Genomic DNA, 13,769 nt, shown 5'->3' with positions numbered 1-13,769 from the left:
TGAAATAATAAATCCATATTTATTGGTTTACCTCTAAATTAGTAAAAGATGTGATCTTGATTTGAACATCAATTTAAATAATAAGGTATATTTTCCTAAAATAAAAACACAGGAATGGGATTGATAATGAAAAAACTCACTGCGCTTGTATTAGCTGCTGCAACTTTAGCTCCAGCAGTTTCTATTGCTCATGAAGCTGGCGACTTTATTTTCCGTACAGGTACTGCAACGGTACGCCCAAATGCAGGTTCTGAAAATGTATTAGGTTTAGGTTCATTTGATGTTAATAACAATACTCAATTAGGTTTAACGTTTGGGTATATGATCACTGATAATATCGGTGTGGAATTATTAGCAGCAACTCCGTTTGAACACAAAGTTGGCGTAGGGCCTTTAGGTACAATTGCAACTGTTAAACATTTACCACCAACTTTAATGGCGCAATATTACTTTGGTAGTAAAGAAGATAAATTACGCCCTTATTTAGGTGCAGGTGTTAACTATACCTTCTTCTTTGATGAGAAATTTAACTCAACAGGGAAAACTAACGGTTTATCTGATCTAGACTTATCAAGCTCATGGGGCTTTGCAGCGCAAGCTGGTATGGATTACATGCTAACTGATAACTGGATGTTAAACGCCTCTGTTTGGTGGATGAATATTGAAACGGATGTGAAATTTAAAGCGGGTAATGACACACACAAAATCGATACTCGTTTAGACCCATTTGTATTTATGTTTGGTGCGGGTTACCGTTTCTAAGAATTTGATAGGAAGCAATACAGGTAATACCTGAATTCTGATGGATTAGAGTGAAGTGGAAATCCGAGAATATTCGTATTCTCGGATTTTTCAATTTCTATTAACTATAAACATATAACTAACAACAAAATAACAAAACAGTAACGCAAAGGGTGACGTTGGTTTAATAGATTAATTGGTGTTATAGCGTGATAATAAAATAAATACATTTATTGTTTATCTTATTTTATTAAGATAAATAAGATTAAATAACAGAATATCGGTATTATCTATATGAAAATAAAAAGCCGAATATAAGGGCGATATTCGGCTTTAAGCTGTAATCAAATTTTAAGATATGAATTTACCAAAACCATTGCACATTTAACCCCGCATTGACGCTACTGGTTTCATATTCATCAGGTTTATAAAGTGGTGCACCTAAAAATAAGTCATAGCTGAATATATTAACATTACCTCTCATACCAATAGCCGTTCCTAATAGTTGGTCATCAGAATAGAGACCTAGCGGATAAACACCTCCAAGTATTCGGCCATAGTCAAGTGCGTAGTATGGATAAAAGGAGAAGCCAGGAATATAAAAGTTAAACTCATTTCGCAAGTAAAAACCTTTGTCACCGATCAGTGAAAACTCTTCATCGAAACCACGAACAGTCCAACGGTTACCTAACGAAAATTGATCTTGAATAGTTAAGCGATCGCGTGAATATTGTACAAACAGTTGTGGGTTATAACTCATAATAAAATTGTCAAATGAGAAGGGGAACATTCCCGAAATATCGGCAGTATAAACACGGCTCATTGTGCTGACATCACCATATTTCATATCCCAACTTTGTTCGGCACCAAACCAAGGTACGTTACGTTGATGGTATAATGATGCATCAATGGTAGAATTGTTGATATTTTGACGATGGCTAATACCCAGTTTAAGACTGGTAAGGTCTCGTTGTTGGGAAAGTAGGCTGACATCCTCCAACTTATATTTTGATTTTCTTTTAATCAATTGGATTGACGCTGTATCTTTAAACGTTTGGCCGCGCAAAAAAACATTACTGGCCGTAGCGTTATAATATTTACTGTCACCATAATATTTATAGCTAAGTACAGAGTCATTAATAGTTTGTTTATAGTCACTTTTACTTGCGTACAATGAGAAAAGCCAATAATTATAGGGAACAGCATAATAAATAGAAGCATTACTGGTGCTGTTTCGTGCTTGGTTTTTTGCATTTTTTCCGGCGGAGACATATAAGGTATCGTTTAAGCTCGTTAGGTTATTAGCATACAGAGTTACTCCAACTTGGTCTTTACCCGTTTGGCGACTTCCAGAGTTATTGTAATATCCTCCTAGATTAAAGTGAGATGACTTTTCTCGTTGTATGGAAATATCCGAGGTGGAAAATTCTTTACCTGGTGCGAGTTCAATATTCACCTTCGCACCAGGGATCCGTTCAAGGTTTTCTAGGCCTTGTTCAATGTCACGAATATTTAGAATATCTCCTTCTTTAGCGGGCATAATTGCCCCTAAAGTAATATAAGTATCGCTGCCTTCGGCAAGTTTAACATTCGCAACTTTACCTGGAATAATTTGGAGCATTAAAGTCCCTTCACTGATGTTTTGTTCTGGAATATTAACGCGTGTTGTGACGTAACCTGATTTAATTATTTTATCTTGTAAGCCTTTTGCTAAGGTTTCAACTCCATTGATACCGATACATACTCCGACAACTTGGCTTGCATAAGCTTCTAAAGGTCTCATTGAGGGGAGTTTAGGTTCTGAAAGTAAGACTACTTGTTTCATTTCAAAACAATCTTTCTCATCATCAAAAATTAAAATATTATTTGAGGGTTCTCTGGTTTTACCTAAGGCATCTTTAGCTTCAAGTTGAGTCTGTTGTTGGCGAGAGCGATCTTGGCTAGCTTGATTATTGATTTGTTGGTCAATAATTTGTGCGGTATTAGCTGATACAGCTAAAGGTAATAGCGTTGACAATAAAAAAATAAATCGAAAATTCATGTGCACCACATTAATTTTTAAAAATATTAAAGTTATTTTTATGTTAGGAAATATAATAAAGAAAATTGCTAATGAACAATGTTTTATCAGAACTATCTTATTAACTTGCCATCAGGGCTTTATTTTGAAAAGGTTTTCATTTATATCCCTATAATAAACCTATTATTAAGTTATTTTTTCCTTTGAGTATTTTTAATTATGCTTTAAATATATGTGAAATAAAAATCAATTAAACTGATTGAGTTAGTATAAATACTTTTGGGGTTTGTTACTGAAAATACAACCAATATAATTCATTCTATGGTGGCTTATTTATCTCCAATAAAATCAATGAGTAAAGAATGCTCTATATTAAATTGAATAGGTGTTTTTACTTGGATTTAGAACGCTTCTATTTACTGTTAATATGAGCAATAATTAAAGTAGCTTAAGGAACATTAATGGTGCTAAAATAATTCTATTTATTATATTGTTGACACTCTGCTTTGGAGTAAATAAGGAGGCTATTTGCCTCCTTATTTTACCTAACTAGTAATAATTAGGTGTATTTAAGATAATCATGGAACCTAGAATTTGCCCATAAGGGCTATTGTAAATTACAGGACTTGTAATTTTAGTCGTTCCCATTGAGCTTAAGCGACCATTATTATTATCTACACGAGTAAAGGTATCGATAGTTAAATCTTTACCAGCGTCAACAGTACCAGAGTAAGTATTATTTAACTTATTTACATCTAATGTGACATTATTTGTACCTTGGATTTTACCATAACGGTTATCAAGGTCATTTCTTAATGTAATATCAATGTCACCTACGTTTGGCGCTTTTTGTGTTTGATTAGCAGCAATAACACCAGAATAGTTATTTAAGCTATTTGCTTTGATAGTCGCTGAACCATCTTTCGCGTAGATCCCACCCGTTTGGCCAGCAACACCAAATTTACTCGCGTAACTATTAAACCCATTAGCGTAGCTATTATCAACACTTGTTGCATTAACAACCACATTTGAATCTGCAGTGATTAAGCCTCTCCCATTACCTAAATGGGTGGTTTTGATGTCTAAGTTATTGGCTTTGATAAATCCATACTGATTATTAAGAGAATAAAGATCAAATTTTGATTTACCTGCGCCCGAAGCGAGTGAACCTTGGTTGTAAATGATGTTAGCTTTGATATTCAATGCCTTTCCACTATCGATTGCAGCATAACCGTTATTTACTAGGTTACTTGATAGGGTGATATTGGTCTGTCCATTGGTGGATTTAATCAGTGAATTATTGTTTTGTAACGTAACAGAATCGATATCGATTTTTCTTTTAGCTAGAATCTGCGAGCTATTATCATTCGCGACAATATTACGGGCATTTATTGTGATATCACGGCCTGATAACGTAGAGTTATTATTTGCAAGTGTTGTCGTATCAATTGATAAATCACCACCTGCTCGAATTCCTCGTTCGTCTACATTAATGACGTTATTACGTAGGGTATAGTTATTATCAATCTTACCTGTCGCACGAATTGCAATATTTCCACGATTAGTTTTAATTGAACCGTTAGTGTTAACAATATTTGCAGTCGCGATGTTCATGTCTTGCTGAGCATGAATAATACCACTTCGGTTATCAACACTCGTAGCTGAAGCCAGTTTGAGATTGCCACCATTAGACTTAATCTGTCCATTCACATTACTCAGAACTGAGTTTTGTGCATTAATATCAACATCACCATTCGCTACAATAGTCGCTGTATTATATAACCCATTGGATTTTATATTGATATTACCATTGGCATTCATTTTTCCTGCTTGGTTATACACTAATCCCGTTGAATCAATGTTAACTCCACCAGTTCCGGCAATTAAGTTTCCGTTATTAGAAACACCGGTTCCACTTTCCGTGGAAACTAGCGTAATTTTATCGGCATACATCCCTCCCATAGCCGCGACATCAACACCAATTCGCGTGGCAGACCCAACTCCTTGTACCTTAGTAATGTAATTACCTTTTGCATCAACAAAGTTATTGCCTGCTACAACATTAATTTCTTTGGCGCGAATGTCTCCACGGATCACTGCAGAGCGAGCGATAATATCAGTAGGGGAATCTGACTGTAAGCGGCTATTAATAATAATCTGACCTTTTTCAACGTTATAGCCAAGAACTTCACCACCAGCAACAATTGGCTTACCTGTTGTTAAAGTCACCCGATCGGTATTAATAAATCCACAGTTATTACATGTGATGCCTGATGCGTTAGCAACAATAACTTGCGCTTTATCACCAGCGACTTCAATCATACCGCCTAAAGTACTTGCTTTATTTGAATTAACTTCATTCAAAATAACTTTTGCAGGGCCATTACCATTATTTAAATTTAAGTTGCCATTAATTTGGCCCCCTAAAGTGGTATTCGTGTTGGCTGTACTGTTATTTAAAATAACCCCTTTTTGGTCAACATCAAATTGGCTATAAATGTTGTGTGAAACACCTTTGTCACTTGCGCCTTTAATGTGAACGATAGTAGGACCATTACTTTGATTTATTACGCCAGCACCATTGGTATTAACAACTGCTCCGTGAGCAATAGATATCGATCCTAAAATAACAGACACACTTAAAAAGAGTGGCTTAACTCTCATCATAGGATGAGTGATAGAATGATTGGTAGAATGTTTCATAAATATCCCTAAAATAGACTATAGATAAAATTAAAAATAGCTAATTAAAATTCCATTAAAGCATAGGGATTATGCGTTATATTAATTTTCATTAAAATTTAATTGTATTTAAGTTGAGTCATAAAAATATGGGGAGAGTAATACTCCCATATTATACTATAAATAGTGTTTTATATATCTAGTGCGTAAAATGCTAATTTAATCAAATAGTAACACTTACTCTGATATGGATATATTAAGAGAAAGTACTAGTGTAATAACACGTATCTGTTGATTTTAATATTGGTGGTTTATATTAATAAATATTATGATTGGTTTTTTTGGACTATTTGAGAGTTTTAAAACTGAAAAATACTGAATATATTTAAATAATATTTCTAAAAATAACGTTAAAAGGATTGAAAATCGCCCAGACAAAATTTAATTATATGATTTAAGTAATCAAGCCAATAAACTTAAGTATGACTTGATTACTATTTATTGTTTAGCCTATTTCTGTGTTGCTGCTTTCATTTTTGCAACAAACTCAGTTAATGATGTAAGCATAACATCAGGGCGATTTAAGTTGTTTTCGATGATTTTAACCACGGCTGAACCAGAAATTGCACCTGCTGCACCATTTTTAATCGCTTCTTTGACTTGTTCAGGTTCAGATATCCCAAAACCTTGTAGGGCAGGAGCCGCGTTATACTGATTTAATTGGCTCAATAAATGAGCTAATGGCGTTTCAGCGCGTTTTTCTGTGCCTGTTACGCCTGCACGTGATAACAAATAAGTATAACCTTGGCTATATTTCCCAATTTGTTGCAGTAATTCATCATTGGCATTGGGTGGGCAAATAAAAATAGGAGCAATGTTGTGTGCCAATGCAGCTTCACGAAATGGTTGTGATTCGGACATCGGGACATCTGCAACTAATACGGAATCAACACCTGCTTTTTCGCAGCGAATATAAAAATTTTCAATACCATTGGTAAAAACTAAATTTGCATACACTAATAAGCCAATCGGAATAGTAGGGTGTTTTTCTCTAATACGACTTAGTAACTCGAAACAAATAGTCGGGGTGATTTCACTTTGAAATGCGCGTAAATTTGCATTTTGGATGGTTGGGCCATCCGCCAATGGATCAGAAAATGGAATACCAATCTCTAATGCATCAGCGCCACCTGCAATCAAAGCATCAACAATGTTTAATGATAATTCAGCATCAGGGTCACCTAAAGTGACAAATGGAACAAATGCCCCTTGGTTATCGTGAGTTAAACGTTTAAAAAGTTGGGTATAACGTTCCATTAAATTTCTCCTCTGCTGGCTAAAATATCATGCACTGTAAAAATATCTTTATCACCACGGCCAGACAAATTGACGATTAATAATTGTTCTTTATTGGGTTCTTGCTCTGCCATTTTTAATGCATATGCGAGGGCATGAGAAGATTCTAATGCTGGAATTATTCCTTCTTTACGTGATAATAATTTAAAAGCATTCAGGGCTTCATCATCGGTAATCGAAACATATTCTGCGCGACCAATACTATTTAAATGAGCATGTTGAGGTCCAACAGAAGGAAAATCTAATCCTGCAGAGATGGAATATGACTCTTCAATTTGACCTTCACTAGTTTGCATCATCGGTGATTTCATACCGAAATAAATCCCAACACGACCATGTTTTAATGGCGCACCATGTTGGCCTGATTCAATACCTAATCCAGCAGGTTCAACACCAATTAGTTTCACATGTTCTTCTGGAATAAAAGAGGCAAATAAACCGATTGCATTTGAACCACCACCAATACAGGCAACGACAGCATCGGGTAAACGGCCTTCTTTTTCAAGAATTTGTTGTTTTGCTTCATCACCAATCATACGTTGGAATTCACGTACAATTGTTGGGTAAGGGTGTGGACCCGCCGCAGTTCCTAATAAATAATGAGCTTTATCATAGCTGCCAGACCAGTCCCTTAATGCTTCATTACACGCATCTTTCAAGGTTGCCGAACCGCTATGAACAGATATAACTTCAGCACCCATTAATTTCATACGAAATACATTGGGAGACTGGCGTTCAACATCTTTAGCGCCCATGTAGATACGGCATTTCATATTCAATAATGCACAAGCCAGTGCGGTTGCAACTCCATGTTGCCCAGCACCGGTTTCTGCAATAATTTCGTTTTTTCCCATTCGCTTAGCCAGTAGCGCTTGGCCTAATACTTGATTGGTTTTATGTGCGCCGCCGTGCAGTAAATCTTCGCGTTTTAAATAGAGTTTTGTTTTTGTACCGGCAGTTAAGTTTTTACATAATGTTAGTGCAGTAGGGCGACCTGCATAATTTTTTAGTAAGTCGTGAAATTCACGAATAAACTCAGCATCATTCTGTGCGTCGATAAACGCGTCTTCTAATTGATTTAATGCAGGGATCAGAATTTCTGGGACATATTGCCCACCAAACTCGCCAAAATACGGATCTAATTTACTCATTATTTATTGTCCATTTTAACAGTTACATTAATTGGTGTTGGAGTTTTATCTTTTCGTTGTGTATTAGTGAGCCGTTGATTCGGCTAACAACGCTGACAACACCAAATTTATTTTTTGTTCACTTTTTATACCAGGTTCAATTTCAACCCCTGAATTAAAGTCTAATCCGTTGCACAGTAACTTTGCAGCATCTAGGCAGTTATCTGGTGTAAGTCCCCCCGCAATCATTATTTTTTGTGTTGCAGATGAAGGGATTTCTGACCAATTGAAGGTTTTACCAGTGCCACCTTGTCCGTTATCCAGTAGTAACACATCAATGTCTTGTGTGTCATAGTCATTTAAAGTTGTTCTTGACATATCAAGCGCTTTCCAAACTTCACAGTAGTTTGGTAAAAATGTTTTTAACGTATTGATATAAGCAGAGTCTTCTTCACCATGTAGTTGCACCGCAGATAACGCAAGCTGTTTGGCAATATGGGCAACAAAATCGGCGGACTGATTACGGAAAACACCGACATATTTTAACGGCACAGCATGGATGATAGTTTGCGCCTGTGACAACGTCACTTTTCTCGGGGAGGTTTCAGCAAAAATTAATCCACCGTAGTGTGCTCCTGCTTTAAATGCGGCTTTTGCATCTTGTTCGCGGGTTAAACCACAGACTTTATGTTCCCCAACTAACAGGCTTCGAATGGCTTTATCTAAGTCAGCTTGCTCCATTAGTGCACTACCAATTAAAAAACCATTTGCAAACTGTCTCAGTGACTGAATATGTTGGTGTTGATGAATACCTGACTCACTGATCACTATCGTTTCTTTTGCTAAGCGAGGCGCGAGCTCACGAGTCCGATTTAAATCAATAGAAAGGTCGCGTAAATCCCGGTTATTGATGCCAACCACTTTGGCTTTTAACCGAATTGCTCGCTCTAATTCTTCTTCATTACTGACTTCCGTTAATATCCCCATACTCAGTTGATGAGCAACTTCAGCCAATGCGATATATTCATCATCATTTAAGACAGATAACATCAGTAAAATGGCATCTGCTTGGTAGTAACGTGCAAGATAGATTTGGTATGGGTCAATGATAAAATCTTTGCATAATACGGGTTGCTTTACGGTATTACTGACAATCGTTAAGTAATCCATATTGCCTTGAAAATATTTTTCATCGGTGAGAACGGAAATCGCACTCGCATAAGGTGCATATGTCTTGGCTATCATCGCAGGGGCGAAATCAGCACGGATCAAACCCTTTGAAGGAGACGCTTTTTTGCACTCTAAAATAAAAACAGGGCGTTTAGCGCTTAGTGCGTTATAGAAACTACGCTGGCTAGGCTGAACTTCAGCAATAAAGCTTTCTAACGGCTGCTTGGCTTTGCGTTCAATTAAATAGTCAACTTTATCATCAACAATTTTTTGTAAGACTGTCGCTTTCATTTTATTGGTTCCTTGCCGCGAGAGCTGTAACGCGGTCAAATGCTTTACCGCTACGAATAATTGCAAGTGCGTGTTCGCTGTTTTGTTTTAAATCTTCATGGCCATTAATACGCATCAGCATGGCAACATTGGCCGCTACAGCCGCTTCGTGAGCCGCTTGGCCATGGCCTTGAAGTAAATCACTAAGCAATACGCGGTTTTCATCAGGTGTACCGCCTTCTAAGTCGCGTAATTGATATGGTGCTAGCCCAAAATCATCAGCAGTTAATTGATAATGTTGTACTTTGCCATCTTTTAATTCAGCGACTTGAGTGACTGCATGTAATGAAACTTCATCCATCCCTCCACTGTGTACCACAGCTGCACGGGTAAAACCAAGCATCTGTAGTGTTTCAGACACAGGTTTTACCAATGATCCTTGGTACACACCGATAAGGGCAATCGGTGGGCGAGCTGGATTAATTAATGGCCCCAATACATTAAATAACGTTCGAGTTTTTAGTTGAGTACGCACAGGGGCAGCATGACGGAACCCACTGTGGTATTGTGGTGCGAATAAAAAACAAACACCAAGCTCATCTAATGCGTCACGAGCACTTTGCGCACTGAGGTCTAAGGCGATACCAAAGGCGGCAAGTAAATCCGAAGAACCTGAACGGCTCGAAACACTTCGATTACCGTGTTTCGCCACTTTAATCCCACATTCAGCAGCAACGAATGCGCTTGCTGTGGAAATATTGATACTATTTGCGCCATCTCCCCCAGTGCCAACGATGTCGCTGAATGGGTAGTCAGGGCGGGGAAATGGCTGTGCATTCTCTAAACAAGCTAACGCGGCTCCAGCAATTTCTTGCGGTTGTTCACCTCGCATTTTCATACTGATTAACACAGCAGCTAATTGAGGTTCTGTTAATTCGCCTTGAATAATGGCATTAAACAAGTACTGGCTTTCTTGTTGAGTCAGTGGTTGCGCTTTAAATAACTTATCATAAATATTTTGCATAATTGGCTCTTTAGTATTCCGTTAGTGCGAATGAGTAGGTTCGGTTGCATTGGGAGTAGAAAGAGCCCATGCCACAGTGTTTTCTAGCAACTGTTTACCTTGCGTTGTTAAAATGGATTCGGGATGAAATTGGAATCCACAAACTCTATCGCTATCATTACGTACAGCCATGACCATGCCATTTGAATGGGCACAAATGGTTAAGCTTTCCGGAATTTGACTACCAACAAGAGAGTGGTAACGCGCCACTGATATTGGGTTTTCAAGATGATTAAACATAGCTAAACCATCATGTGTGGCAATCGAAGATTTACCATGCAAAATTTCACCAGCAGCTGAAACCGTTCCGCCATAAGCTTCAACGATGGCTTGGTGACCTAAGCAAATACCAATAACAGGAATTTTGCCTTTTACTCGCATTAATACTTCTGGCATTGAACCTGCTTCACTCGGTTTACCAGGGCCGGGTGATAAGACTAGTATCGGTGAAATCATTTGATTTAATACAGATAAAATATGTTCTACATTGACTGTATTGCGATAAATAACCACGTTATGGCCACCTGCGCGCAGTTGGTCTACTAGGTTATAAGTAAAGGAGTCAACGTTATCGAGCAGTAAAATGTTCGCCATTAGAATAACTCCTTAACTTGATGTGCTTGGGCAATTGCACGGATCACTGCACGTGCCTTATTACGGGTTTCATCGGCTTCAGCTTGAGGTATGGAATCTAGAACGACACCACCTCCCGCTTGCACAGTGGCAATACCATTTTCTACGTACGCAGAGCGAATAACGATACAGGTATCAAAATCACCATTTCCTTGAAAATATCCTACAGCTCCTCCGTATGACCCTCGGCGTTCTTGCTCATATTGAGCAATCAGTTGCATGGCTTTTACCTTTGGTGCACCCGTTAAAGTCCCCATATTCATGCAAGCTTGGTATGCATGAAAAACATCTAAATCTTGGCGCAATGTTCCCACAACATGAGAAACTAAGTGCATCACGAAAGAGTAACGGTCAACCTTAGTTAGGTTGGCGACGTAACGGCTACCGGCTTCACAAATACGGGCTAAATCGTTGCGAGCTAAGTCAACTAACATGATGTGTTCAGCGAGTTCTTTTTCATCTGAGCGCATGGAAAGTTCAATTCGGCTGTCTAAGTCGAGGTCTAATTCACCCTGCGCGTTACGCCCACGAGGGCGGGTTCCTGCGATAGGATAAATTTCCACTTTGCGATTTGCTGTTGCATATTTGAGTGCGCTTTCAGGTGAAGCCCCAAAGAGTGTGAATGCTTCATCTTGCATGTAGAACATATAAGGGCTTGGGTTTTGTGCTTTGAGTTTTTGATATGCAATTAAGGGATGTGAGCATGGCATCGTAAATTTACGAGAAGGCACAACCTGAAAAATATCACCACGGTATATGGCTTCTTTTAATGAGGTGACAATTTCCCCGTATTGTTGGTCATTTTTGTTTATCGAGACCGCAAAATCAGGTGCTGTTGCTAAAGGAAGTGCGGGTAAGAACGGACGGCACGAAGCGATAATTTGTGCGTGGCGTTGTGTAACCGTTTCGACATCTTGCTCATTTTGCGTAAATAGGCAACTTTTGAGTCGAGCAGCCTGATTTTGGTGGTCGATCACTAAATAATGCTCAGCAACAAAAAAACAATAGTCAGGGCAGTGATTAACGGTATTCACCTTGGGTAAATCTTCAAAACTGGCGACTAAATCGTATGCAAACAAACCACCAACAAACAGGTTTTCAGGTTTTGTTGAATAGGCTTGCGCGAGAACGGGCAGAGCACGTAAAACGTCTAAACAAGATGCTGCCTTCAGGCGACTATCTTCGTCTAAATCCTTTGCAGGTTGGCTAAACGTTACCGTTAACCTATTTTCTTGCATGCTATGATGTGTGATTAAATGGGTTAATTGTGCTAACAGCTTTGGTAATAAGGCTTGACCATTTGGCGTCAATGCTTCTATTTCAACTTGTTGGCCAAAAGCACGAATACGTAGCGCGCTGTTGACAACCAGTAAGCTTTGTAAGTTGGCCTTATTATTAATTTCAGCAGACTCCAACAACATTGTCGATGGAACTTGATGGCACAGATGATTAAATAATAATGTAGGGTCAGGCTGATAATTAATTGGGCTATCCAGATACTTAAAATGTGCTAATGTGGTGTTTTGTTCGTTCATTATGTTGCCTTACGCTAATTTTTGACATAAAAAAACCCGCCGATGAAGGGCGGGTTTGGCACTGAGACATACAATAACTATGCGTGTGCGGCTTCCGCCCAATTTGGGAAGTCACGCCACCAACGATTTGATAAGTTAAATAAATTCATTGTATGCCTCACTGGATAAACTGATGATTTTTAGCCTTAGCCATCTTGCGTACTAGTTAACTGGATCGTATTGTTTATGTCAAGAACTTTGTTACTTTATTAGGAAATATAGTTGTACATGGAAATTAGAGAAGATATCAATCTGTCGACTGCTTCGCCGCCATTAGTGACTCGCTACGACTTACATAGCCATACGAATGCTTCGGATGGTGACCTTACTCCAGCAGAGTTAATCGAACGTGCGATTGAAAAAGGGGTTAATATTTTAGCGATCACAGATCATGATACCTGTGAAGGTGTATTTGAGGCTCGTCGCTATCTTACTGAAAATGAAAGGCCAATTGAGTTAGTCAATGGTGTTGAAATTTCGACACTGTGGGAAAACATTGAAATACATATTGTGGGGTTAAATTTTTCGACTTCACACCCCGCTATGGCTCAATTGTTGAAAGCACAATCTGAACGTCGCTTCGAGCGTGGTATTGAGATGGGCAGGCGATTACAAAAAGCAGGGATTGATGACGCATGGGAAAATGCGCAACATATTTCTGGTGGTGGGCAGGTAACGCGGGCTCATTTTGCACAGTATATTGTGAAAATAGGTAAAGAAAAAACCATTAATAACGTATTTAAGCGTTATTTATCAAAAGGAAAAATAGGTTACGTTCCTGCGAAGTGGTGCTCAATTCAAGACTCTATCGACGCAATTCATGCGGCCGGTGGTATTGCAGTATTAGCTCATCCTGCGAAATATCAATTATCCAATAAATGGTTAAAACGGTTGGTTGCGTATTTTAAACAGTGTGGAGGTGATGCCATGGAAGTTTCTCATTGCCAGCAGCCGCCACATGAAAAGCAGTATTTAGCGGAATTAGCCAATAATGCAAATTTATACACATCGGTGGGTTCAGATTTTCATCGGCCATGTTCTTGGATAGAGCTTGGCCGAAATTTATGGTTACCTAATGATGATAATGCAGTCTGGACGCTTTGGAATGCGGTAAAAAGCAGCTAATTAAT

The 13,769-nt window shown here is 38.3% G+C and carries 8 protein-coding genes, 1 pseudogene and 1 other annotated feature; of the genes and pseudogenes, 2 read left to right on the top strand and 7 right to left on the bottom strand.

Translation table 11 applies throughout. The annotated features are described in order from the left end of the window. Positions 1-126: 126 nt before the first annotated feature. On the top strand, positions 127-762 hold the full coding sequence (gene ompW / locus PR683_RS04640; protein ID WP_004911104.1) for an outer membrane protein OmpW: 636 nt from the start codon (positions 127-129) through the stop codon (positions 760-762). A gap of 343 nt (positions 763-1,105) precedes the next feature. On the opposite strand, the gene PR683_RS04635 is transcribed toward ompW, so the two are convergent. The 7 genes and pseudogenes from PR683_RS04635 to PR683_RS04600 all read right to left on the bottom strand — a co-directional run bounded on the left by PR683_RS04635 (position 1,106) and on the right by PR683_RS04600 (position 12,600). Further along, entirely contained in the window at positions 1,106-2,782 is a 1,677-nt protein-coding gene (locus PR683_RS04635; RefSeq protein WP_164528811.1) for a ShlB/FhaC/HecB family hemolysin secretion/activation protein, read from the bottom strand. 528 nt (positions 2,783-3,310) lie between these two features. Beyond that, the gene (locus tag PR683_RS04630) at positions 3,311-5,464 is read right to left on the bottom strand and encodes a two-partner secretion domain-containing protein (RefSeq protein ID WP_272571553.1); all 2,154 of its coding nucleotides are present in this window, start codon (positions 5,462-5,464) and stop codon (positions 3,311-3,313) included. Positions 5,465-5,953: 489 nt separating this feature from the next. Then, positions 5,954-6,760 (bottom strand): tryptophan synthase subunit alpha, encoded by an 807-nt coding sequence (trpA, locus tag PR683_RS04625; protein WP_004911094.1) that lies wholly within the window; start codon positions 6,758-6,760, stop codon positions 5,954-5,956. Next, a complete protein-coding gene (gene trpB / locus PR683_RS04620; protein WP_109912279.1) occupies positions 6,760-7,950 on the bottom strand; it encodes a tryptophan synthase subunit beta in 1,191 nt (396 codons plus the stop codon). The genes trpA and trpB overlap by 1 nt, the downstream gene beginning before the upstream one ends. A gap of 63 nt (positions 7,951-8,013) precedes the next feature. Beyond that, positions 8,014-9,390, bottom strand: a complete 1,377-nt coding sequence (trpCF, locus tag PR683_RS04615) for a bifunctional indole-3-glycerol-phosphate synthase TrpC/phosphoribosylanthranilate isomerase TrpF (RefSeq protein ID WP_272571552.1) — start codon at positions 9,388-9,390, stop codon at positions 8,014-8,016. A gap of 1 nt (position 9,391) precedes the next feature. After that, positions 9,392-11,026 (bottom strand): annotated as a pseudogene (trpD, locus tag PR683_RS20385) (bifunctional anthranilate synthase glutamate amidotransferase component TrpG/anthranilate phosphoribosyltransferase TrpD). Further along, positions 11,026-12,600, bottom strand: coding sequence for an anthranilate synthase component 1 (locus tag PR683_RS04600; protein ID WP_196718364.1), 1,575 nt, complete (start codon positions 12,598-12,600; stop codon positions 11,026-11,028). The pseudogene trpD and the gene PR683_RS04600 overlap by 1 nt, the downstream one beginning before the upstream one ends. A gap of 26 nt (positions 12,601-12,626) precedes the next feature. After that, positions 12,627-12,728, bottom strand: a sequence feature (Trp leader region). 139 nt (positions 12,729-12,867) lie between these two features. On the opposite strand from PR683_RS04600, the gene rnm reads away from it, so the two are divergent. Further along, positions 12,868-13,764: an RNase RNM gene (gene rnm, locus PR683_RS04595; RefSeq protein WP_004911072.1), complete on the top strand. Its 897-nt coding sequence runs from the start codon at positions 12,868-12,870 to the stop codon at positions 13,762-13,764. Positions 13,765-13,769 lie beyond the last annotated feature (5 nt).

The organism is Providencia sp. PROV269 (assembly GCF_028477785.1).
GTDB lineage: Bacteria > Pseudomonadota > Gammaproteobacteria > Enterobacterales > Enterobacteriaceae > Providencia > Providencia rettgeri.
Note: the sequence above shows the minus strand (reverse complement) of the source record. Positions and strands in the feature narration are given on the sequence as shown.